This window comes from Caulobacter segnis ATCC 21756 (assembly GCF_000092285.1).
Lineage (GTDB): Bacteria > Pseudomonadota > Alphaproteobacteria > Caulobacterales > Caulobacteraceae > Caulobacter > Caulobacter segnis.
Genome location: NC_014100.1, coordinates 4,627,344 through 4,647,593, shown reverse-complemented (window position 1 = coordinate 4,647,593; position 20,250 = coordinate 4,627,344). Strand labels below are relative to the sequence as shown.

The following is a 20,250-nucleotide window of genomic DNA, read 5'->3' as shown; positions in this document are numbered from 1 at the left end:
GAGGGAAGAAGCAAGTTCAGCAGAACTTCCCCCTCCGGTCGCTGCGCGACCACCTCCCCCGCTAGGGGGAGGATTTTTACTCACCCCGCCGCCGCCACGGCCTCCATCCCCAGGATCGCCGCTTTCCGCGCCAGCCCCCAGTGATACCCCGTGAGCTTGCCGCTCTTGGCGATGGCGCGGTGGCAGGGGATCAGCAGCGAGATCGGGTTGGCCCCGATGGCGCCGCCGGTCGCCTGGAAGGCGCCGGGCTTGCCGGCCCAGGCGGCGACCTGGCCGTAGGTGGCCGTCGCGCCGGTCGGGATAGTCAGCAGGGCCTTCCAGACCTGGATGTGGAACGGCGAGCCGATCAGCACCACCGGCAACGGCCCCTCCCCGCCCGCGCCCCCACCGCGTATGAAAGCGCGCAGGGCCATGCCTTGCGCGGCTGCGTCGTCGCGCGTCCAGTCGGCGGCCGGAAAGCGGCGGTGCATGTCGGCGAAGCTCATCTCATCGTCGCCGTCGGAGAAGGCCAAGCCCGCCAGGCCCCGCTCGGCCATCACGAACAGGCCCTTGCCGAACGGCGTCGGGGCCCAGCCCCAGCGTAGCCGCATGCCCGCCCCGCGCCGCCGCACCTCGCCCGGCGTCGCCGCCTCCTGGGCGATGAACAGGTCGTGCAGCCGCGAGGGCCCGGAAAGCCCCGCGTCGAAGGCCGCGTCCAGCACCGTGCCGCCGGCCTCCAGGGACCGCCGCGCCTCGGCGTGGGCGATGGCCGAGACGAAGGTCTTGGGACTGACCCCCGCCCAGCGGGTGAAGATGCGCTGGAAATGGAACGGCGACAGCCCCACGGCCTGGGCGGCCTCGTCCAGCGAGGGATGATCGGACCACCGCTCGGCCAGCCAGTCGAGCGCCTTGGCCATGCGGTGGTAGTCGACCGAGCGTTCGGCCAGACGCGCCAGCTCTTGGCTGGCGGCCTCTGGAAGGCCCGTCGAAAGGAAGGATGCGTCGTATGCCATGTCCGACACGCTAGTCGCGTCGGATAACGCCGTCCGCCCGGTTCTTGCGGCCATGTCGCCGCTCACGACCAGCGCTCGGCGCGCGCCGCGCGAATGGCGTCCTGAAGGGCGTTGGCGAAGCTGATCCGCTCGTCGGGGCTGAGCGAGCGGGCCAGGGTCAGGCGCTTGCGATGGATCATCAGCCGCACGCGGGCGTCATGCTCGCCGGGCAGATCGACGCCGACGCGGGTGAAGGCGGTCGGTGAGGTCCAGACGGTGCGGGCGCCCTTCTCGTCCTCGCGGCTGACGGTCACGGCCTCGGCGGTGACCTGGACCCGCTCGACCCGCTTGGCGGCCCGGTCGCTGGCGCGGAAAGCCAGCCACAGCGCCAGGACGTCGAGGCCCAGGAACGGCAGCACCGGCGGCGCGCCCACCACCAGCAGGAACACCGCCACCAGGATGTTGAAGGCCATGACCACAGCCAGCAGCACCGCCGCGCCCTGGGGGGTCAGCGAACGGTGCGGCGCGATCACCCGGTCCATGTAGAGCGGCGAGGCCATGGCGCGAATTTAGGAGCCGCCGGCCCGCTTGGCGAGAGGGGCGCATCACGGCATGGTCCGCGCCATGGCCAAACCCGTCTCCGCCAAGTCCAAGCCGGCGAAAAAGACCGCCAAGCGCATTTCTCCGGCCGAGCGCGAACGGGTCGAGGTGCTGTTCGAGCGGTTCGAGGGCCTCGAACTCCGCCCCAAGACCGAGCTCAACTATGCCAACCCCTACGAGCTGGTCACCGCCGTGGCCCTGTCGGCCCAGGCCACCGACGTCAGCGTCAACAAAGCCACCGACAAGCTGTTCAAGGTCGCCAACACGCCGCAGGCGATGCTGGACCTCGGCGAGGCGGGCCTGATCCCCTACATCGCCTCGATCGGCCTCTACCGGACCAAGGCCAAGAACGTCATCGCCACGGCGAACATCCTGGTCAGCCAGTATGGTGGCCAGGTTCCCCTGAACCGCGCGGCGCTGGAGAGCCTGCCGGGCGTGGGCCGCAAGACCGCCAGCGTGGTGTTGAACGAACTGGACATCGAGCCGGCCATCGCCGTCGACACCCACGTCTTCCGCGTCTCGCACCGGCTGAAGCTGTCGTCCGGCAAGACGCCCGACGCGGTCGAGCAGGACCTGATGCGCATCGTGCCGGTCCCGTATCAGACCCGGGCTCACCACTGGCTGATCCTGCACGGGCGGTATGTGTGCGTGGCGCGGAAGCCCAAGTGCGAGATCTGCAAGATCAGTGATCTGTGTCCGTCACGGGAGCTGTTTTTGGGAGCGTGACTTGCCCCCTCCGCGCTTCGCGCTCCTCCCCCGGAGGGGGAAGAAGGATCCTTCCGCCCCCTCCGGGGGCGGACGACTTCGCGGAGCGAAGTCAGGTGGGGGCCCGCTGAGCTAGCCAATCGCCCGCATCACCGCCGCGGCAAACGCCGCCCCCTTGTCGTGGGCGTGCTCCAGGAACAGGTCGGGCTCGATGACCTCCAGCTCCATCAGTTGGGGCGTGTGGTCGAGGCCGCGGATCAGGTCGACGCGGGCGTAGGTCAGGTTCCCCGGCGCGGCGTTCAGCACCATTTCGGCGGCGTGCAGGGCCTCGGGTTCGGGGGCGATCTCGCTGACCTTGCCGCCGAACTGCGGCTGGACGCGGAAGTCGCCCTCGACGGCCACCTTGGCCACGGCGTGGCTGAAATGGCCGTCGAAATAGAACAAGGAGAGCTCCCCCTCCTCGCCCACGGCCTGCAGGAAGGGCTGGATCAGGGCCGGGCCCTGGGGGCCACCGTCCAGCGCGCCGTGGCGCTTGACGCGGATGGTGTCCTGCGAGCCGGCCGAGACCTGAGGCTTGACCACCACCTCGTCGACGCCGAACGCGTCCAGCGCGGCCTCGACCGCCTCCATCGTCAGACGATCGTGGGCGTGGGTCGGGACGACGGGCGCGCCCTTGCCGGCCAGCTCGACCAGATAGGTCTTGGTCGTGTTCCAGCGCATCACCGAGACCGGATTGGCCACCCGCGTCCCCTGGGCCTCCAGCCGATCCAGCAGGGCGAACCACTCGGCCTGGCGGTGGTGATAGCCCCAGGCCAGGGACGGCATGACGAGGCGGGCCCGGCCCTTCTCGATCGGATCGGTCCAGGACTGGGCGCCGACTAGCAGACCACGGGCCCGCAGCGGCGCGGCCAGGCGTTCGAACAGCGGCGTCCAGGTCGTGGCGAACCGCGGCTCGTCTCGGGCGGGAACCAGGATCAGGACATCGACCATCGGTTTGCTCACGCTTGCTTTAAGCTTGCGCGGTTAGAGTGTCGCAGGCTTGTGGGCAAGGCTCGCGTTGCCTTGAAGGCCCACTTCCTTTAATCGCCGTGCTGTTTGGGCTCACGGCCCTGTTCTTTCAAAGGTTTGCTCCGCCCCATGACCGCGCTCTACGACGTCGCCGCCATCGGCAACGCCATCGTCGACGTCATCGCCCAGTGCGACGAAGCCTTCCTCGAGCGTGAGGGCCTGGTGAAGGGCTCGATGGCCCTGATCGATCCGGCGCGGGCGGCCAGCCTGTACGACGTGATGGCCTCGGCGATCGAGGCCTCGGGCGGCAGCGCGGCCAACACCGTGGCCGGCGTGGCCAGCTTCGGCGGCAAGGCCGCCTTCATCGGCAAGGTCGCCGACGACCAGCTGGGCCGCGTGTTCCGCCACGACATGAACGCCATCGGCTGCGTCTTCACGACCCCGCCGCTGGCCGAAGGCCCGGCGACCGCCCAGAGCCTGATCAACGTCACCGCCGACGCCCAGCGCACCATGTCGACCTATCTGGGCGCCTGCGTGGAGCTGAACCCGGCCGACGTCGACCCCGAGATCATCGAGGGCGCGCAGATCTCCTATCTGGAAGGCTATCTGTTCGATCCGCCCGAAGCGCGCCGCGCCTTCGCCAAGGCCGCCGCCCTGGCCCACGGCGCCGGTCGCAAGATCTCGATGACGCTCAGCGACAGCTTCATGGTCGATCGCCATCGCGGCGCCCTGCTGGGCTTCATCGAAACCCAGTGCGACATCGTCTTCGCCAACGAAAGCGAAGTCTGCTCGCTGTTCGAGACCACCGACTTCGACGCCGCCGTGAAGGCGCTAGCCGATCGGTGCGAGATCGCCGCCGTCACGCGCAGCGAAAAGGGCTCGGTCGTGGCCGCGAACGGGCAGTTGCACGAAATCTCGGCCTACCCGGTGGAAAAAGTCGTGGACACGACCGGCGCGGGCGACCAATACGCGGCGGGTTTCCTCTTCGGCCTTTCCCAGGGCCGCCCGCTGCCTATCTGTGGCCAGCTGGGCAGCCTGGCGGCCGCCGAGGTGATCGACCACTACGGCCCGCGACCGCAGGTTTCCCTGCGCGAACTGGCTCAAAAGAACGGACTCTAAGGATTCAGATGGCCCGCACCGCTGAAGTGGTCCGCGAGACGAAGGAGACCCAGATCCGGGTCTGGATCGATCTCGACGGGACCGGCGCCTCGACGATCTCCACCGGCATTGGTTTCTACGACCATATGCTGGAGAGCTTCGCGCGCCACGGCGGCTTCGACCTGAAGGTCGAGACCAAGGGCGACCTGCACATCGACATGCACCACACCGTCGAGGACACCGGCATCGTGCTGGGCCTGGCGGTGAACAAGGCGCTGGACGGCTTCAAGGGCATCCGCCGCTTCGGCTCGGCCTATATCCCGATGGACGAGACCCTGACGCGCTGCGCGATCGATCTCTCCAACCGCCCGTACCTGGTCTGGAAGGTCGAGTTCAAGCGGCCCAAGGTCGGCGAGATGGACACCGAGCTCTTCAAGGAGTTCCACCACGCGTTCGCGATGAACTGCGGGGCGTGCGTGCACCTGGAGACCTTGTACGGCGACAACACCCACCACGTCGCCGAAAGCGGCTTCAAGGCCCTGGCCCGGGCGCTGCGTCAGGCGGTCGAGATCGACCCGAAGACCGGCGGCCAGGCTCCGTCCACCAAGGGCGTGCTGTAAGGACACTCCATGCAGACCGTCGCCCTGATCGATTACGGGTCGGGCAACCTGCGTTCGGCCGAAAAGGCCCTGCGTGAGGCGGCCCGCCGCCGCGCGCTCGACGCCGACATCGTCGTCACCGCCGATCCCGACCTTGTCGCCAAGGCCGATCGCGTCTTCCTGCCCGGCGTCGGAGCCTTCGCATCGTGCCGCGCCGGCCTGGACGCCACCGGCGTCTATGAGGCGATGAACGAGGCCGTGCACGGCCGGGGCGTTCCGTTCATGGGCATCTGCGTCGGCCACCAGCTGCTGGCCACCGAGGGCCTGGAGTTCGGCGTCACGCCGGGCCTGGACTGGATCCAGGGCCAGGTGAAGAAGCTCGAGCCTAACGATCCTTCGCTGACCATCCCGCACATGGGCTGGAACGCGATCGCCTTCACGCGCGCTCATGCCCTGTTCAAGGGCATCGAGGACGGCGCCCACATGTACTACGCCAATTCGTTCGCCCTGACCGCTTCCAACCCGGAAGATGTTGTTGCGACAACGGACCACGGCGGACCGTTCACGGCCGCGGTGGCCAAGGACAACGTCGCGGGCGTACAATTTCACCCCGAAAAGTCACAAGCCTCAGGGCTCGCCCTGCTCGCCAACTTCCTGGAATGGCGCCCATGATCCTCTATCCCGCCATCGACCTGAAGGACGGCCAGTGCGTGCGCCTGCTGCACGGCGACATGGAGAAGGCCACGGTCTTCAACACCTCGCCCGCCGACCAGGCCCAGCGCTTCGTCAAGGACGGCTTTTCGTGGCTGCACGTCGTGGATCTGAACGGCGCCATCGAGGGCAAGTCGGTCAACACCGCCGCCGTCGAGACGATCCTGGAGTCGATCTCGATCCCGGTGCAGCTGGGCGGCGGCATCCGCACGCTGGAGGGCGTCGAGGCCTGGATCGAGGCGGGCGTGTCCCGCGTGATCCTCGGCACCGTGGCCGTCCACGATCCGGACCTGGTCCGCAAGGCCGCGCGCCTGTGGCCCGAGCAGATCGCCGTGGCCGTCGATGTTCGTGACGGCAAGGTCGCCGTCGACGGCTGGACGGGCCTGTCGGACCTCGACGCCATCACCCTGGGCAAGCGCTTCGAGGACGCGGGCGTCGCCGCCCTGATCGTCACCGACATCAGCCGTGACGGCGCCCTGACCGGCGTCAATGTCGAGGGCGTGGGCGAGCTGGCCGACGCCGTCTCGATCCCCGTCATCGCCTCGGGCGGCGTCGCCTCGGTGGCCGACATCGAGCGGCTGAAGGCCCGCAAGGGCGTCGAGATCGCCGGCGCGATCCTGGGCCGCTCGCTCTACGCCGGCACGATCCGCCCCTCCGACGCCCTGATCGCGGCGGCCGCCTGATGCTGAAGACCCGGATCATTCCCTGCCTCGACGTGAAGGACGGGCGGGTGGTCAAGGGGGTCAACTTCGTCTCCCTGCGCGACGCCGGCGATCCGGTGGAGCAGGCCAGGGCCTATGACGCCGCCGGCGCGGACGAGCTGATGTTCCTGGACATCACCGCCTCCAGCGAGGGCCGGGGCCTGATCCTGGACGTCATCTCGCGCACCGCCGAGGTCTGCTTCATGCCCGTCTCGGTGGGCGGCGGCGTGCGGCAGGTCGGTGACATGCGCCGCCTCTTGCTGGCCGGCGCCGACAAGGTCTCGGTCAACACGGCCGCCGTCGAGAACCCCGACCTGATCGCCGGCGGCGCCGACGCCTTCGGGGCCCAGTGCGTGGTCGTGGCCATCGACGCCAAGGCGCGCGAGGACGGCTCGGGCTGGAACGTCTGGACCTATGGCGGCCGCAAGGACACCGGGATCGACGTGGTCGAGTGGGCCGCCAAGGTCGTCGAGCGCGGCGCGGGCGAGATCCTGCTGACCTCGATGGACCGCGACGGCGCCAAGATCGGCTACGACATCCCGCTGCTGAAGGCGGTGACCGCGACGGTGAACGTTCCGGTGATCGCCTCGGGCGGGGCCGGCAAGACCGAGCACCTGGTCGAAGCCGCCCGCGACGGCCACGCCGCCGCCGTGCTGGCCGCCTCGATCTTCCACTTCGGCGAGATCTCGATCGGCGAGGCCAAGCAGGCCATGGCCGAGGCGGGGATCCCCGTGCGCCTCGACGTTCTGAAGGGGGCCGCATGAGCCAGCGCCTGACCGACGTCCTGCACCGCCTGGCCGCCACGATCGAGGCCCGCAAGGGCGGCGACCCGTCGGTGTCCTATACCGCCAAGCTCCTGAACGACCCGGCCCTCGCCGCCAAGAAGCTGGGCGAGGAAGCCGTCGAGACGGTGATCGCGGCGGTCGCGCAGGGGCCGGACGCCCTGGCCGCCGAAAGCGCCGACCTGCTCTACCACTGGCTGGCCCTGATGGCCGCCTCCGGCGTCTCGCTGGACGCCGTGGCCGAGAAGCTGGAAGCCCGCGAGGGCACGTCCGGCATCGCCGAGAAGGCGTCGCGGGCCTAAAATCCCTCCCTCATGGAGAGAGGGAATCCCTCAAACCCGCCGCTTCAGCGCCACGTACAGCGCGCCCTCGCCGCCGTGGCGGCGGTCGGCGGTGGAGACGCCGGCGACCATCTCGCGCAGGGACGGGTCGGTCAGCCATTCCGGCGTGCGGCTGCGCAGAACCCCCTGCCCCACCTTGCCCTTGCCGGTGATCACCAGCACAGCCCGGTGACCCTGGCTGAACGAGCGGCGGATGAAGGCTTCCAGCGTGGCGCGGGCCTGGTCCTGGTCGAGGCCGTGCATGTCCAGCCGCGCGCCGATCGGGTCGCGTTCCTTGACGATCCGCAGCTTGCGATTGGGCTCGATGTGACCCGCCGGGCCCTTGAGCGGCTTCGGCGCGGCCGGTTTCAGGTGCTCGGGATGCAGCCGCAGCGGCGCGATCGAGACGAGGCGCGTCGGTGGTTCGGCCGGCAGGGCGGTGTCGGACTTCAGCGAAGGCCGGATCCGCGCCTTGCTGCGCATCTTCTCCGGCTTGGCCGCCCCGCGCGGGGTCACGGTCGAGGCGACCAGCCGCCAGAGGCGACGGTCGTCGTCCGGGCCCGTCTTGCCTGGAGGGGGCGGCGGCTTCTTGCTCACCTTACGGCTTCGGAACGAGGCGGTAGAGCCGCAGGACATGGCGCACGCGGCCCGCCTCGGCCCCCGCCTCGGGACCCGTGCCCATATAGAGGTCGGCGCGGACGTCGCCCTTGATCGCCCCGCCGGTGTCCAGCGCCACCGCCAGGCGGCGATAGACCGGGAAGGCGCCGGCCAGGGCCGGAGCGCTGGCGTCCAGCCAGTAGAGCGCGCCATAGGCGTGGCGGCTGGGATCGACGGCGATGGCGCGGCCGGGCGGCAGGGACACGCCGGCCGACCCCACGGGTTCCTTGCCGTCGTCCGAGGTGGTCTTGAAGAACACGTAGCGCGGGTTCAGCCGCATGATCGCGTCGGCCTCGGGCCCGCGATGCTCGGCCAGCCAGGTCCGGATGGCGTCGCCCGAGGTGTTGTTGTCGGGCAGCAAGCCCTTGTCGCGCATGGGCGTAGCGACGCCAACGAAGGGTCGGCCATTTGTGCCCGCGAACACGGCCCGCACCCGACGGCCGTCGGGCAGGACGAGCACGCCCGAGCCCTGGATCTGCAGGAAGAACAGCTCCTCGGGCCGCATCCAGGCCAGGGGCTTGTCGGTCGGGACCGCCTCGATCTCGGCGCGGTCGGGATAGGGGACGAAGGTCTTGCCCTCGACGTGGCCGGTGACCTTCTTGCCGATCAGGGCCGGCTCGAAGGGGCCGAGGTCCAGAACGACCAGATCGTCCGGCAACCGGCGCACGGGGGCCGAGAACTCGGCGTTGCGCGACATCCGCGCCGGATACTGAGGGGCGAAATAGGCGGTCAGCAGGCCTTCGTCACCGACAGCCTGAGGCTGGAAGTTGGCCTCGAAGAAAGCGCGGGCCGCGGCGGCGTCCGAAGCGGCCAGCGCCCGGGCCTGGTCGCAGACACGCGCCAAGGCCGGATCCTTCGAAACGCCGCAGCCGACCTGGAAGGCCTTGAGCGCCGCCCCATGATCTTCCTGCGCCCCAACCCGGCAGGTCCGCGAAGGACACGGCGGCGGGCGGCGCGGGCGCCTGCGCTTGAGGCGGCGGCGCGGGCGGCGTCTGGACCGGCGGCGGCGGCGCGGGCGGAGCCACGGGGGGCGCGACAACGCTGGCGCAGGCGCTCAGCAGCAAGCCCGCCAAGGCCCCGGAAATAGCGAGACGGGGGGCCGTGGCGGTCGAGACGGTCCGCACGACGCGCATCACGCCTCGGCGGCGGCGACGAACGACAGCAGCCAGTTCGGATTGGCGTTCCTGACCTCGCGTTCGAAGGTCCAGAGCTCGGCGGTGCGGCGGTCGTCGACCCCCTCGCCGCGCTCGTCCTTGGTGCGGGTGCGCACCTCGGCCAGGATCCGCACCACCGCCTTGGCGGTGTCGCCGACCAGGTCGACGCTTTCGAGATCGAGGCGCGGCGAGGTCAGGAACTCGACCTTCTCGCTGCGGCCGGCGGCCTCGCGCGCGGCCATGGCCTGCTCGAAATTGGCCATCACTTCCGGCGCAAGGAGCGGCTTGAGCGTCTCGCGATCGCCATCGGCATAGGCCGTGACGATCTGCTCATAGGCGGCGCGAGCGCCGGTCATGAACTTGGCGGGATCGAAATCCGGCTGGCGGGCCTTCAGCGCGGCCAGGCCTTCCGAGCGCAGCACGGGGTGAGGATCGGTCGTGACGGGCGCGGGGCCGCCAGCGCCGGCCTTGACGGGCGTGTCCTCCGGCTGACGGCCGACCCGGCGACCCAGGGTGGCGTAGAGCTGGTAGAGAACGATGGCGGCGACCGCGGCGAGGAACAGGATCTGGAGCACTTCAAGGTCCGGCGACGGGCTTTTGGCCCAGGGGGATATTCAAGGATCGTCGAGCGTCCATCGGTTTCGGAATAGCTGTCCGAACCAGGCGAACGCCCCGTGTCCTTCCTATATAGGCGAGACGCGCTCTCCCGTCAGGCGCCTGGCGTTGCGCCAGACGGGCCCTCATGGTAGCAGCGCCCACCTTACTCAAGGCGTTTTAGGCGCCGATCACGGATTTTGTCCTAATGACCGACACCACCGCCCCCGAGGCGACCACGGAAGAGGCCGCCGGCCAAACCGGCGTCCGCATCCTGGCCCAGTTCGTTCGCGACTTCTCGTTCGAGAACCCGCTGGCCCCCGACAGCCTGCGCGCCGGCGCGGCTCAGCCCGCCATCGACATGGGCGTCGAGATGAACGCCCGCGGTCGTCCCGATGGCCTGTTCGAGGTGGATCTGAAGCTTTCGGCCCGGGCTCTGCGCGACGAGCAAGCCGTGTTCCACGTCGAAGTCGTCTATGGCGGCCTGTTCCACATCGCCGGCGTTTCCGAGGAAGACCTCGAGCCGGTGCTGCTGATCGAGTGCCCGCGCTTCCTGTTCCCCTACGCCCGTCGTCTGATCTCGGACGTGACGGCCGAGGGCGGCTTCCCGCCGTTCCTGATCGACCCGATCGACTTCGCCGGCGTCTACGCCGCGCGCAAGGCCCAGGCCGACGGCCAAGTGGTCGGCAACGCGTAAGCGTCTGGTCTGTATGTGATTGAGAGGGGCTCGGCCGAAAGGTCGGGCCCTTTTTCTTTGGGAAAACAAAAGCGTGTCATCCCGGGCGGCATAGCCGACCCGGGACCCAGGGGCCGGCGCACCGCTGTTGCCCCTGGGTCCCGGCTCTCCGCTCCGCTGCGGCCTGGATGACACGGAATGTTGGCTTTTCAGACGCCTACGGCTGCAGCCGGTAGCCGCCCATTTCGGTGATCAGGATCCGCGCCACGGCCGGATCGGGCTCGATCTTCTGGCGCAGGCGGTAGACGTGGGTCTCCAGCGTGTGGGTCGTGACCCCGGCGTTGTAGCCCCAGACCTCGGTCAGCAGCTCCTCGCGCGACACGGGCTTGGAGCCGGCGCGATAGAGGTACTTGAGGATGTTGGTTTCCTTTTCGGTCAGCCGCACCTTCTTCTGCTTCTCGTCGACCAGCAGCTTGGCCGAGGGGCGGAATTCGTAGGGACCGATGCGGAACAGCGCGTCTTCCGAGGCCTCGTAGCTGCGCAGCTGGGCGCGAATGCGGGCCAGCAGCACGCCGAAGCGGAAGGGCTTGGTCACATAGTCGTTGGCCCCGGACTCCAGGCCCAGGATCGTGTCGCTGTCGCTGGCGGCCGCCGTCAGCATGATCACCGGCGCGGTGACGCCGTTCTTGCGCATCAGGCGACAGGCCTCGCGGCCGTCCATGTCGGGCAGATCGACATCCAGCAGGATCAGGTCCGGCTTGATCTCGCGCGCCATGCGCACGCCCTCGCCGGCGCTGGCGGCCTCGTTGACCGCGAACTCCTCGTGGAGCGCCAACTGTTCGGCCAAGGCGCCGCGCAGGTCGTCATCGTCGTCGATCAGCAGAAGGGTCTTGCGTTGCGCCATAAGGCGAAACATGCACCGCTGCGGGCCTCCGGGACAACCCCGGGCAAGGTCTTAAAGTCCGGGAGTCGACGTCTCGATGCTGTTCCGCGCCTATGCCGATGGCCGTTTCGAACTCGAAGGCCGAACCCTGCGCTGTGCGATCGGCAAGGCCGGCGCCATCGCGGCGCGCGACAAACGCGAGGGCGATGGCAAGAGCCCGCTGGGCGTCTGGCGCATGCGCGAGGTCTGGTATCGGCCGGACGTCTATACCCAAGGCCCCGCGACCGCCCTGCCCGTCCGCGCGACGCGACCCCAGGACGGCTGGTGCGACGCGCCCAGCGACCCGAACTACAATCGCCCCGTCACCTTGCCCTATCCGGCCAGCGCCGAGCGGATGTGGCGCGACGACGCCGTCTACGACCTGGTGGTGATCCTGGGCCATAACGACGACCCGCCGGTTCCCGGGATGGGCTCGGCGATCTTCATGCACCTGGCCCGCGAGAACTATCCGGGCACCGAAGGCTGCGTGGCCTTGGCGCGCGCGGATCTCGAGGCCGTGCTGGCGGCGGCCAAGCCGGGGGACGCGGTGGAGATCGCGGGCTAGCCGTAGTTTCGGCTTCCAAACAGCGCCGACCCCACCCGCACCGAGGTCGCGCCCTCGACGATGGCGATCTCGAAGTCGTCGCTCATGCCCATGGAAAGCTTTTCGACGCCGTTCCGCTCGGCGATCGCCCGTAGCTGCGCGAAATGCGGCGCGGGATCGGTGTCAAAGGGCGGGATGCACATCAGCCCCTCGACCGCGAGGCCATAGGTCTGGCGACAGGCGGCGATGAAGGTGTCGGCCTCGCCCGGCGCGATCCCGGCCTTCTGCGGCTCTTCGCCGGTGTTCACCTGGACATAGAGGCGCGGCGCCCTGCCGGAGCGCTGGATTTCCTCGGCCAGCACGCGGGCCAGCTTCTCGCGGTCGACCGTCTCGATCACGTCGAAGAAGGCCACGGCCTCGCGGGCCTTGTTGGTCTGCAACGGACCGATCAGGCGCAGCTCGAGCCCCTCGCGACGTTGGCCCCAGCGCTCCATCGCCTCCTGCACGCGGTTCTCGCCGAACACTTTCTGTCCCGCGTCCAGCACGGGCGCGATATGCTCCCACGGCTGGGTCTTGGAGACCGCCACCAGCGTGACCGAGCCCGGCGCCCGCCCGGCGCGGGCCTCGGCGGCGGCGATGCGGCTTTGGATGTCGGCGAGGGCTTGGGACATGGGCGAAACGGCCTTGCGAGGCGACGGCGAACTGGAGGTCCTGTCTAGGACGGCGGCGGCCTTTCCGCCAAGGACCGTGCGCGATCGCGTCCTCCCGAACCTGCTGTTCTTCACCGATCCCGCCCGCGTCGCCTCCCCCGAAGCGATCGCCGAGCGCCTGCCGCGCGGGGCGGGGATCGTGTTCCGGGCCTTCAGCGCCGAAAACGCGGTCGAGCAGGGCCGCCGCCTGCGCGCCATCGCCGACGCACGGGGACTTATCCTGCTGGCCGGCGCCCATCCGGGGCTGGCCGAGGGGATCGGCGCCGACGGTCTGCACATGCCCGAGCGGCTGGCCGGCGAGATCCCGAAGCTGCGCGCCGAGCACGCCCGCTACCTGATCACCGTCGCCGCCCACGACCTGAAGGCCGTCCAGGCCGCCGAGCGCGCGGGGGCCGACGCCGTGATCGTCTCACCGGTCTTTCCCAGCAACAGCCCTTCGGCTGGTCAGCCGCTGGGCGTCGACGGCCTGAAGGCGCTCGTCTCGGCGACGACCTTGCCCGTCTACGCCCTGGGCGGCGTGCGCGCGGACACGGTCGCGCAGCTCGCGGGAAGCGGCGTTGCGGGGATCGCGGCGGTCGAAGCCCTGGCGGGCTAAGCCGGGTTTAGAACTTGAAGGCGGTCTCGAGGCGAACGCGCGGGGCGGCCTCGGGCTGCTGGGCCTTGCGGGCGGCCAGGGCCGGGTTGGACTCGCCGAGGCTGACGGCGCCGCCGACGCGGATCGAGGGGGTGACCTTGAAATAGGCCCCGGCCTGGACGTCCTGCATTTCCATTTCGCGGCTGGTCGGCTGGTCGAGGTCCAGCTTCAGGCCCCAGCGGCCCTTCTTGGCGTCCCAACGCAGGGTGCGCTTGTCATCCTGCGGGTATTGGACGCCGGCGGCGGCGCTGGTGAAGTCGTTCTTGGCGCTGAAATCCGGCGCGACGGCGTGCGGCTTGGCCTGGGCGAAGGCCATCGACGCCGATCCCGTCAGGATCAGCGCGGCAGTCCCCGCCAGGAAAAAACGCTTCGCGAACATCGCTACCCACCGCCTGTACTCGGTTGCCCCCTATCCCATATAGGTGAGGCGCCCTTAGGTTTCGATTAAAGGCTTGGCCGAAACGCGGTCAACCGGCCTTTGGTCGCACTTCCGGTCGTATTGTACGATTCAATCGACTCGTGTGGCGGTGAGGTCACGCGATTCCTGTTTTGAGGCGGCGCGGCCATGCTATAGACCGGCTCCCGGCCGCGGGGGCGCGCCAGGACAGCGCAAGTCGCGTCGGCGAGACATTGGAGCGAGGTACTATGGCGTTTGAGCGTGGGTCTGTGATGCGCGGCGTCGCCGCGGGCGTCCTGGCTCTGTCCATGCTGGGCGTGTCGGCCTGCAGCAGCAACAAGCCCCCGAAGACGTTTTCCACGCAAAGCGATGAGCCGGGCCTGAACCCGTTCAAGCGCTTCGGCGGCGGCGGCAGGGCTCCGGCGACGGAAGGCTCGATCGGCGTGAACGGCTATCTGTGGCGCGCCAGCCTCGACACCCTGGCCTTCATGCCGCTGGCTTCGGCGGATCCGTACGGCGGCGTGATCATCACCGACTGGTACGTGAACCCGGAAACCCCGGCCGAGCGCTTCAAGGCCACGGTCTACATCCTGGACACCCGCCTGCGCGCCGATGGCCTGAACGTCACGGTGTTCAAGCAGTCCAAGGACGTGAACGGCAACTGGGTCGACGCGCCCGTCGCCGACCAGACCGCGACCGACATCGAGAACGCGATCCTGACCCGCGCCCGTCAGCTTCGTCTCTCGAACATCAAGGGCTAAGGCCCGGCGGGGTCCGCTTCCGAGCGAAGGGGACCCCGAGACCCCATATTCCTGCGCGCTCCGGCCGCGAAACCGCATAGTCTTGTCGCGGCGTCGCCTTCGGGGCGCGTTCCTGCATCCAAGACCTGGTTTCCGATGGCCCGCTACAATCCCAAAGACACCGAGCCCAAGTGGCGTGAAGCCTGGGCGAAGGCCGACGTCTTCAAGACCGGCGAGATCAACGACGGCCGTCCGAAGTACTACGTCCTCGAGATGTTCCCGTATCCGTCGGGCCGCATCCACATGGGCCACGTGCGCAACTACGCCATGGGCGACGTGGTGGCCCGCTACAAGCGCGCCCAGGGCTTCAACGTCCTGCACCCGATGGGCTGGGACGCGTTCGGCATGCCCGCCGAGAACGCGGCCATGGAGCGCGGCGTCCACCCCAAGGGCTGGACCTACGACAACATCGCCGCCATGCGCGAGCAGCTGAAGGCGCTGGGCATCTCGATCGACTGGTCGCGCGAGTTCGCCACCTGCGACCCGGAATATTACGGCAAGCAGCAGGCCTGGTTCCTGCGCCTGTTGAAGCGCGGCCTGGTCTATCGCAAGGAAGCCTCGGTCAACTGGGACCCGGTCGACATGACCGTCCTGGCCAACGAGCAGGTCATCGACGGCAAGGGCTGGCGCTCGGGCGCGACGGTCGAGAAGCGCAAGTTGACCCAGTGGTTCCTGCGCATCACCGACTACGCCGACGCCCTGATCGACGGCCTGAAGACCCTGGACCGCTGGCCCGACAAGGTTCGCCTGATGCAGGAGAACTGGATCGGCCGCTCCAAGGGCCTGCGCTTCAAGTTCCAGTTCGACGGCGAGGCGCCCGACGGCCTGGCCGAGGGGCTGGAGGTCTACACCACCCGTCCCGACACCCTGTTCGGCGCCAGCTTCGTCGGCATCGCGCCCGAGCATCCGCTGGCCGAGCAGCTGGCGGTCGAGAACCCGCAGATCCAGCAGTTCATCGCCGACTGCCGCAAGGGCGGCACCTCGGAAGCCGAGATCGAAAGCGCCGAAAAGCTGGGCTACGACACCGGCCTGCGGGTGAAGCACCCCCTGGACCCGTCGATCACCCTACCCGTCTGGATCGCCAACTTCATCCTGATGGACTACGGCACGGGCGCGATCTTCGCCTGCCCGGCCCACGACCAGCGCGACCTGGACTTCGCCCGCAAGTACGACCTGCCGGTCCTGCCGGTGGTGCTGCCCAACGGCGAGGATCCGGCGACCTTCCAGGTCGGCAAGGAAGCCTATGTCGGCCCCGGCAAGATCTTCAATTCCAGCTTCCTGGACGGCATGGACGTGGAGGCCGCCAAGGCCGAGGCCATCGCCCGTATCGAGGCCGCCAACCAGGGCCAGGGCGCGACCGTCTATCGCCTGCGCGACTGGGGCGTCTCGCGTCAGCGCTATTGGGGCTGCCCGATCCCGGTGATCCACTGCGAGGCCTGCGGCGTCGTTCCGGTCCCCGAGGACCAGCTGCCCGTGGCCCTGCCCGAGGACGTCACCTTCGACAAGCCGGGCAACCCGCTGCTGCGCCACCCGACCTGGCGTCACACGACCTGCCCGTCCTGCGGCGGCAAGGCCGAGCGTGAAACCGACACGCTGGACACCTTCATCGACAGCAGCTGGTACTTCGCCCGCTTCGCCGACACCCAGGCCGCCGAGCCGGTCGGCAAGGCCGCGGCCGACTACTGGCTGCCGGTCGACCAGTATATCGGCGGCGTCGAGCACGCGATCCTGCACCTGCTGTACGCCCGCTTCATCACCCGCGCCCTGAAGGACGAGGGCCTGGTCTCGGTCGAGGAGCCGTTCGCCGGCCTGTTCACGCAAGGCATGGTCACCCACGAGGCCTACAAGAACGAGGCCGGCGAGTGGGTCGAGCCCTCGGACGTGGTGATCGCCGTCGAAGGCAATACCCGCACCGCCAAGCACGCCAAGACCGGCGCGCCGATCGTCATCGGCGACATCGAGAAGATGTCGAAGTCCAAGAAGAACGTCGTCGCCCCCGAGGACATCTTCGAGGCCTACGGCGTCGACGCCGCGCGCCTGTTCGTGATGTCCGACAGCCCGCCCGAGCGCGACGTCCAGTGGACCAACGCCGGCGTCGAGGGCAGCTGGCGCTTCACGCACCGTCTGTGGAACGAGTTCGACAGCCAGCCGGCCGGCGACTTCGCCCATGACGACAGCGACGAGGCCGCCCTGGCCCTGCGCAAGGCCGCTCACAAGCTGATCGGCTTCGTCACCGACAGCATCGAGGGCTTCCGCTTCAACAGCGGCGTGGCGCGCCTGTACGAGTTCCTGAACGCCCTGAAGGCCGCTCCGGCTGAAGGCGCCAGCAACGCCGTCCTGGCCGCCCGCGCCGAGGCCCTGAACATCCTGGCCCGCCTGGTCGCCCCCTTCACGCCCCACCTGGCCGAGGAAGCCTGGGCCAAGATCGGGGGCGAGGGCATGGTGGTCGACGCACCGTGGCCCAAGGCCGACCCGGCCCTGGCGGCGGACGACGAACGCGTCCTGCCGATCCAGATCAACGGCAAGCGTCGCGGCGAGGTGAAGGTCAAGGCCGGCGCCCCGGACGACGAAGTGACCAAAATCGCGCTGGCGGATCCCAACATCATGGCCCACCTTGAGGGCGTCACGGTCCGCAAGGTGATCGTGGTGAAGGACCGCATCGTCAACATCGTGGCCAACTGAGACCGATGAAACGCTTCCTGGTGATCGGCGCCCTTAGAACATCGCTTCTGGCGCTCTCGTGTCTCGGCGTCTCGGCCTGCGGCTTCACGCCCCTCTATGCCCGTCCGGGGGTCGAGGGCGGCCTCTCGGGCATCGAGACCATCGCCGCCGAAGGGCGCGGAGGCTATCTGCTCCGCGAGCAACTGGACGACGCCCTGGCGCATCGCCAGGGCACGCCGGCGGCGTACAAGCTGGCCTTCGGGGTCAATGAGCAACGCTTCGCCCGCGGCGTGCGCCTCGACAACGTCGCCAATCGCTACGAGCTGCGCATGAGCGTCACCTGGCGGCTGCTGGACGCCAAGACGGGCGCTGAGGTCCACAAGGGCTATACCGAGGTCTCCGTGACCTACGACTCCGCCGACCAGCCCTACGCGGCCATCGCGGCCCAGCAGGACGGTCAGGAGCGCGCGGCGACCGAGGCGGCCCGCAAGATCCAGCTGGACCTCGCCACCTGGCTGGCGGGCCGGAAACCCGCCTAGAGCGTGGCGGCCGAAAGTGTGAGCGGTTTCGGCGCCCGCCACGCTCGAAGGAAGAAGAAATGATCCTCTCCAAGCGTCCGGACGTCGAACGCTTCCTGAAGGAGCCGACCCCGGACATCCGGGCCGTGGTCATCTACGGCAAGGACCGGGGCGTCGTGCGCGATCGCGCCAACGCCCTGGCCAAGCGCGTGGTCGAGCGCCCGGACGACCCCTTCGACACCGCCCAGCTGACCGAAAGCGACGTCGAGGCCGATCCGGCCAAGCTGGAGGACGAGCTCTCGGCGATGTCGCTGATGGGCGGTCGCCGCCTGGTGCGCCTGCGCCTGAACGGCGAAAAGGCCGGGCCCGACAAGGCCGCCGCCGAGGCGGTCACCCGCCACGTCGAGGGCCATCTCAATCCCGACGCCTTCTTCCTGATCGAGGCCGGAGCCCTGGGTCGCGACTCCCAGCTGCGCAAGGTGGGCGAGAAGGCCAGCGGCTGCGCCGTCATCCCCTGCTACGAGGACGAGGCCGGGGATCTGGCGCGCCTGACGCGGGATACGCTGGCCAATGACAAGGTCAGCCTGAACAGCGAGGCGCTCGATCTGTTCGTCTCGCGCCTGCCCAAGGAGCGCGGCGTGGCTCGCGCCGAGATCGAGCGTCTGGCGCTGTTCCTCGGTCCCGGCAGCGGGATCAACGCCACCGCCGCCGACCTGACCGACTTTCTGGGCGTCGAGCCCGAGGCTTCGCTCAGCGACGCGGCCGCCGACGCCTTCGGCGGCAAGGTCGGAGCCGCCCAGGCCGCCCTACGCCGCGCCGCCGCCGAGGGCGAAGGCGGTCCGGCCGCCGTCCGGGCCATCAGCTACTACCTGGGCCGCCTGCGCCGTGTCCTGACCCTGCACAAGAACGGCGTCGACCTGCAGGCGGCGGCCAAGGCCTCCGGCGTCTTCTGGAAGCAGGAGCGCGAATTCCTGCGCCAAGCCCGCGCCTGGAACCTCGAGGCCATCCTGGAGATCCAGGGCGAGGTGCTGAACGCCGACCGCGCCTGCAAGACCTCCGGCTCCCCCGACCAGCTGATCGCCGAGCGCCTGGCGCTGATGATCGCGGGGCGGGCGCGGCGTTTGGGGCTGTAGGGGCGGCCTCTACGCCCAAAAAATTTCCCCACCACTTTCGCGTGTCATCCCGGCCGAAGCGAAGCGCAGAGCCGGGACCCAGGGGCTACCGCACAGAGCTTGACCCCTGGGTCCCGGATAGCCTCTTCGAGGCTTCCGGGATGACACGGAGATGGACCGGCCGAAACCGCCCCAAATACCCGCTTTGCGGCGCTGTGGACGCTTTCCAAGAAAGCCTTACACGACAAGCGTTTGCGCTGGAAATCGCCAGAGACCGCCCTCGCCTCACGAAAACGGCGCCTCCCGGAGTACGGAAAGGCGCCGCTCGGTGCGCGACAGAGGCGATTTTCATAGCGCCTTTTTGGAGCCGAAAATCGCTCATCCGCACGCTTTTAGGTGCGCCTGAACGGATCGGAAATCAGACCCCTCGGGTCAGGCGATTACAGAGGTCGTCCAGCTGCTCGAGCGTCGCATAGCTGATGGTGATCGAGCCCGCCGCGCCGCGATGGTCGATCGAGACGTCCAGGCCCAGCACCGACGACAGGTCGGCCTCGAGGGCCTGGGTGTCGGTGTCCTTGACCTTGGGCGGACGGCCGCCCTTGTTCTTGGCCGAGGGCGCTGTCGGCGTCTTGCGGGCCAGGGCCTCGGTCTCGCGGACCGAGAGACCGCCTTCGATGATCTGCTTGGCCAAGGCCACCGGATCGGCCGCGGCGGCGATCGCGCGGGCGTGACCGGCCGACAGCTCGCCGCTGACCAGGTATGACTGGACCTCCTCCGGTAGGGCCAGAAGACGCAGGGTGTTGGCCACATGGCTGCGGCTCTTGCCGATCGTCTGGGCGATCGCGTCCTGCGTCCGTTCGAACTTCTCCATAAGCACTTTGTACGAAAGCGCTTCTTCGAGGACGTTCAGGTCGGCGCGCTGGACGTTTTCGATGATGCCGATTTCCAGCACCGCCAGATCGTCCAGCTCGCGCACCATGATCGGAACACTGCGCAGGCCGGCCCGCTGGGCCGCGCGCCAGCGGCGTTCACCGGCGACGATCTGGTATTCGCCTGGCGCGCCGGGCGCCGGCCGGACGAGGATCGGCTGAAGGACGCCCTTCTCACGGATCGAATTGGACAGGTCCTCCAGATCCTCCTCGCGGAAGGTCCGGCGCGGCTGGTCAGGATTGCGCTTCAGCAGTTCGATCGGCGCTTCCCGCGACCCGGCGGTTTGATCGCCCGGCGCTTGAGCCGGCGCGGTCTCGACCTCGCCCAACAGGGCGGACAGACCGCGTCCCAGTCCCCGACGCCCTTCGGCCATACCCGGCTCTCCCACCACGGCGGACTCCATCACTATCTCAGTCAAGCTTCGATTCTAATTCAAAAGGTCGAGT

At 69.0% G+C, this 20,250-nt stretch carries 23 protein-coding genes and 3 pseudogenes; 14 read left to right on the top strand and 12 right to left on the bottom strand.

Features of this window, described 5'->3' with window-relative positions:
• Window positions 1–80: 80 nt before the first annotated feature.
• Both CSEG_RS21340 and CSEG_RS21335 read right to left on the bottom strand, forming a co-directional pair.
• Window positions 81–992, bottom strand: a complete 912-nt coding sequence (locus CSEG_RS21340; RefSeq protein WP_041538402.1) for a bifunctional helix-turn-helix domain-containing protein/methylated-DNA--[protein]-cysteine S-methyltransferase — start codon at window positions 990–992, stop codon at window positions 81–83.
• Window positions 993–1,054: 62 nt separating this feature from the next.
• Window positions 1,055–1,531, bottom strand: a complete 477-nt coding sequence (locus tag CSEG_RS21335) for a DUF2244 domain-containing protein (protein WP_013081305.1) — start codon at window positions 1,529–1,531, stop codon at window positions 1,055–1,057.
• Between the two features lie 52 nt (window positions 1,532–1,583).
• Between CSEG_RS21335 and nth the strand changes: the two genes are divergently transcribed.
• Entirely contained in the window at window positions 1,584–2,297 is a 714-nt protein-coding gene (gene nth / locus CSEG_RS21330) for an endonuclease III (protein ID WP_013081304.1), read from the top strand.
• A 4-nt stretch (window positions 2,298–2,301) separates the two neighbouring features.
• Here the strand turns inward: nth and CSEG_RS23835 are convergent.
• Window positions 2,302–2,377, bottom strand: a pseudogene (locus CSEG_RS23835) (hypothetical protein); the annotation flags it as partial.
• Between the two features lie 31 nt (window positions 2,378–2,408).
• Window positions 2,409–3,266 (bottom strand): ATP-grasp domain-containing protein, encoded by an 858-nt coding sequence (locus CSEG_RS21325; RefSeq protein ID WP_013081303.1) that lies wholly within the window; start codon window positions 3,264–3,266, stop codon window positions 2,409–2,411.
• Window positions 3,267–3,413: 147 nt separating this feature from the next.
• Between CSEG_RS21325 and CSEG_RS21320 the strand changes: the two genes are divergently transcribed.
• From CSEG_RS21320 to CSEG_RS21295, 6 genes are read left to right on the top strand one after another with little or no spacing between them, the layout of a single operon-like run.
• Entirely contained in the window at window positions 3,414–4,403 is a 990-nt protein-coding gene (locus CSEG_RS21320) for an adenosine kinase (RefSeq protein ID WP_013081302.1), read from the top strand.
• An 8-nt stretch (window positions 4,404–4,411) separates the two neighbouring features.
• A complete protein-coding gene (hisB, locus tag CSEG_RS21315; protein WP_013081301.1) occupies window positions 4,412–5,002 on the top strand; it encodes an imidazoleglycerol-phosphate dehydratase HisB in 591 nt (196 codons plus the stop codon).
• Window positions 5,003–5,011: 9 nt separating this feature from the next.
• Window positions 5,012–5,653 carry an imidazole glycerol phosphate synthase subunit HisH gene (hisH, locus tag CSEG_RS21310; RefSeq protein WP_013081300.1) on the top strand — a complete coding sequence of 214 codons (642 nt, stop codon included), beginning with the start codon at window positions 5,012–5,014 and terminating at the stop codon, window positions 5,651–5,653.
• Window positions 5,641–6,375, top strand: coding sequence for a 1-(5-phosphoribosyl)-5-[(5-phosphoribosylamino)methylideneamino]imidazole-4-carboxamide isomerase (gene hisA, locus CSEG_RS21305; RefSeq protein WP_167535147.1), 735 nt, complete (start codon window positions 5,641–5,643; stop codon window positions 6,373–6,375). Before hisH ends, hisA begins: the two co-directional genes overlap by 13 nt.
• On the top strand, window positions 6,375–7,157 hold the full coding sequence (gene hisF / locus CSEG_RS21300) for an imidazole glycerol phosphate synthase subunit HisF (protein ID WP_013081298.1): 783 nt from the start codon (window positions 6,375–6,377) through the stop codon (window positions 7,155–7,157). Before hisA ends, hisF begins: the two co-directional genes overlap by 1 nt.
• Complete coding sequence (locus CSEG_RS21295; RefSeq protein WP_013081297.1) at window positions 7,154–7,477, top strand: phosphoribosyl-ATP diphosphatase; 324 nt, start codon at window positions 7,154–7,156, stop codon at window positions 7,475–7,477. Before hisF ends, CSEG_RS21295 begins: the two co-directional genes overlap by 4 nt.
• A gap of 30 nt (window positions 7,478–7,507) precedes the next feature.
• On the opposite strand, the gene CSEG_RS21290 is transcribed toward CSEG_RS21295, so the two are convergent.
• From CSEG_RS21290 to timA, 3 genes and pseudogenes are all read right to left on the bottom strand, one after another.
• A complete protein-coding gene (locus CSEG_RS21290) occupies window positions 7,508–8,092 on the bottom strand; it encodes a Smr/MutS family protein (protein WP_013081296.1) in 585 nt (194 codons plus the stop codon).
• A 1-nt stretch (window position 8,093) separates the two neighbouring features.
• Window positions 8,094–9,285: pseudogene (gene mltA / locus CSEG_RS21285) on the bottom strand (murein transglycosylase A).
• Window positions 9,285–9,920, bottom strand: a complete 636-nt coding sequence (gene timA / locus CSEG_RS21280; protein ID WP_083778441.1) for a TIM44-related membrane protein TimA — start codon at window positions 9,918–9,920, stop codon at window positions 9,285–9,287. The pseudogene mltA and the gene timA overlap by 1 nt, the downstream one beginning before the upstream one ends.
• 188 nt (window positions 9,921–10,108) lie before the next feature.
• Here timA and secB point away from each other — a divergent pair, with 188 nt between their 5' ends.
• The gene (secB, locus tag CSEG_RS21275; protein ID WP_013081294.1) at window positions 10,109–10,597 is read left to right on the top strand and encodes a protein-export chaperone SecB; all 489 of its coding nucleotides are present in this window, start codon (window positions 10,109–10,111) and stop codon (window positions 10,595–10,597) included.
• A 60-nt stretch (window positions 10,598–10,657) separates the two neighbouring features.
• Here the strand turns inward: secB and CSEG_RS22780 are convergent.
• Window positions 10,658–10,770: pseudogene (locus tag CSEG_RS22780) on the bottom strand (hypothetical protein); the annotation flags it as partial.
• Window positions 10,771–10,793: 23 nt separating this feature from the next.
• Entirely contained in the window at window positions 10,794–11,480 is a 687-nt protein-coding gene (locus tag CSEG_RS21270; protein WP_041538401.1) for a response regulator transcription factor, read from the bottom strand.
• 76 nt (window positions 11,481–11,556) lie between these two features.
• On the opposite strand from CSEG_RS21270, the gene CSEG_RS21265 reads away from it, so the two are divergent.
• A complete protein-coding gene (locus CSEG_RS21265) occupies window positions 11,557–12,063 on the top strand; it encodes a L,D-transpeptidase family protein (RefSeq protein ID WP_013081292.1) in 507 nt (168 codons plus the stop codon).
• Here CSEG_RS21265 and CSEG_RS21260 read toward each other — a convergent pair.
• The gene (locus CSEG_RS21260; RefSeq protein ID WP_013081291.1) at window positions 12,060–12,713 is read right to left on the bottom strand and encodes a YggS family pyridoxal phosphate-dependent enzyme; all 654 of its coding nucleotides are present in this window, start codon (window positions 12,711–12,713) and stop codon (window positions 12,060–12,062) included. The two genes, CSEG_RS21265 and CSEG_RS21260, sit on opposite strands and share 4 nt — an antisense overlap.
• Window positions 12,714–12,726: 13 nt before the next feature.
• On the opposite strand from CSEG_RS21260, the gene CSEG_RS21255 reads away from it, so the two are divergent.
• Window positions 12,727–13,347: a thiamine phosphate synthase gene (locus CSEG_RS21255; RefSeq protein WP_167535169.1), complete on the top strand. Its 621-nt coding sequence runs from the start codon at window positions 12,727–12,729 to the stop codon at window positions 13,345–13,347.
• A gap of 7 nt (window positions 13,348–13,354) precedes the next feature.
• On the opposite strand, the gene CSEG_RS21250 is transcribed toward CSEG_RS21255, so the two are convergent.
• The gene (locus tag CSEG_RS21250; protein ID WP_013081289.1) at window positions 13,355–13,765 is read right to left on the bottom strand and encodes an NtrZ family periplasmic regulatory protein; all 411 of its coding nucleotides are present in this window, start codon (window positions 13,763–13,765) and stop codon (window positions 13,355–13,357) included.
• A 251-nt stretch (window positions 13,766–14,016) separates the two neighbouring features.
• Here CSEG_RS21250 and CSEG_RS21245 point away from each other — a divergent pair, with 251 nt between their 5' ends.
• From CSEG_RS21245 to holA, 4 genes are all read left to right on the top strand, one after another.
• Window positions 14,017–14,544 carry a DUF3576 domain-containing protein gene (locus tag CSEG_RS21245; RefSeq protein ID WP_083778439.1) on the top strand — a complete coding sequence of 176 codons (528 nt, stop codon included), beginning with the start codon at window positions 14,017–14,019 and terminating at the stop codon, window positions 14,542–14,544.
• A gap of 135 nt (window positions 14,545–14,679) precedes the next feature.
• A complete protein-coding gene (gene leuS / locus CSEG_RS21240) occupies window positions 14,680–17,265 on the top strand; it encodes a leucine--tRNA ligase (protein ID WP_013081287.1) in 2,586 nt (861 codons plus the stop codon).
• Window positions 17,266–17,270: 5 nt separating this feature from the next.
• Window positions 17,271–17,783, top strand: a complete 513-nt coding sequence (gene lptE / locus CSEG_RS21235) for an LPS assembly lipoprotein LptE (RefSeq protein WP_013081286.1) — start codon at window positions 17,271–17,273, stop codon at window positions 17,781–17,783.
• A gap of 59 nt (window positions 17,784–17,842) precedes the next feature.
• Complete coding sequence (holA, locus tag CSEG_RS21230; RefSeq protein ID WP_013081285.1) at window positions 17,843–18,895, top strand: DNA polymerase III subunit delta; 1,053 nt, start codon at window positions 17,843–17,845, stop codon at window positions 18,893–18,895.
• Window positions 18,896–19,292: 397 nt separating this feature from the next.
• Here holA and CSEG_RS21225 read toward each other — a convergent pair whose 3' ends face one another.
• Complete coding sequence (locus tag CSEG_RS21225) at window positions 19,293–20,207, bottom strand: ParB/RepB/Spo0J family partition protein (RefSeq protein WP_013081284.1); 915 nt, start codon at window positions 20,205–20,207, stop codon at window positions 19,293–19,295.
• Window positions 20,208–20,250: the final 43 nt, after the last annotated feature.

Bases quoted from the DNA above. Each gene is read 5' to 3' on its own strand.
- CSEG_RS21295 (WP_013081297.1), top strand. From the start codon at position 7,154: ATGAGCCAGCGCCTGACCGACGTCCTGCACCGCCTGGCCGCCACGATC.
- CSEG_RS21335 (WP_013081305.1), bottom strand. From the start codon at position 1,531: ATGGCCTCGCCGCTCTACATGGACCGGGTGATCGCGCCGCACCGTTCG.
- CSEG_RS21340 (WP_041538402.1), bottom strand. From the start codon at position 992: ATGGCATACGACGCATCCTTCCTTTCGACGGGCCTTCCAGAGGCCGCC.
- CSEG_RS21265 (WP_013081292.1), top strand. From the start codon at position 11,557: ATGCTGTTCCGCGCCTATGCCGATGGCCGTTTCGAACTCGAAGGCCGA.
- CSEG_RS21250 (WP_013081289.1), bottom strand. From the start codon at position 13,765: ATGTTCGCGAAGCGTTTTTTCCTGGCGGGGACTGCCGCGCTGATCCTG.
- CSEG_RS21320 (WP_013081302.1), top strand. From the start codon at position 3,414: ATGACCGCGCTCTACGACGTCGCCGCCATCGGCAACGCCATCGTCGAC.
- hisA (WP_167535147.1), top strand. From the start codon at position 5,641: ATGGCGCCCATGATCCTCTATCCCGCCATCGACCTGAAGGACGGCCAG.
- CSEG_RS21325 (WP_013081303.1), bottom strand. From the start codon at position 3,266: ATGGTCGATGTCCTGATCCTGGTTCCCGCCCGAGACGAGCCGCGGTTC.
- hisH (WP_013081300.1), top strand. From the start codon at position 5,012: ATGCAGACCGTCGCCCTGATCGATTACGGGTCGGGCAACCTGCGTTCG.
- holA (WP_013081285.1), top strand. From the start codon at position 17,843: ATGATCCTCTCCAAGCGTCCGGACGTCGAACGCTTCCTGAAGGAGCCG.
- CSEG_RS21270 (WP_041538401.1), bottom strand. From the start codon at position 11,480: ATGGCGCAACGCAAGACCCTTCTGCTGATCGACGACGATGACGACCTG.
- leuS (WP_013081287.1), top strand. From the start codon at position 14,680: ATGGCCCGCTACAATCCCAAAGACACCGAGCCCAAGTGGCGTGAAGCC.
- nth (WP_013081304.1), top strand. From the start codon at position 1,584: ATGGTCCGCGCCATGGCCAAACCCGTCTCCGCCAAGTCCAAGCCGGCG.
- CSEG_RS21225 (WP_013081284.1), bottom strand. From the start codon at position 20,207: ATGGAGTCCGCCGTGGTGGGAGAGCCGGGTATGGCCGAAGGGCGTCGG.
- hisB (WP_013081301.1), top strand. From the start codon at position 4,412: ATGGCCCGCACCGCTGAAGTGGTCCGCGAGACGAAGGAGACCCAGATC.
- hisF (WP_013081298.1), top strand. From the start codon at position 6,375: ATGCTGAAGACCCGGATCATTCCCTGCCTCGACGTGAAGGACGGGCGG.
- CSEG_RS21260 (WP_013081291.1), bottom strand. From the start codon at position 12,713: ATGTCCCAAGCCCTCGCCGACATCCAAAGCCGCATCGCCGCCGCCGAG.
- secB (WP_013081294.1), top strand. From the start codon at position 10,109: ATGACCGACACCACCGCCCCCGAGGCGACCACGGAAGAGGCCGCCGGC.
- lptE (WP_013081286.1), top strand. From the start codon at position 17,271: ATGAAACGCTTCCTGGTGATCGGCGCCCTTAGAACATCGCTTCTGGCG.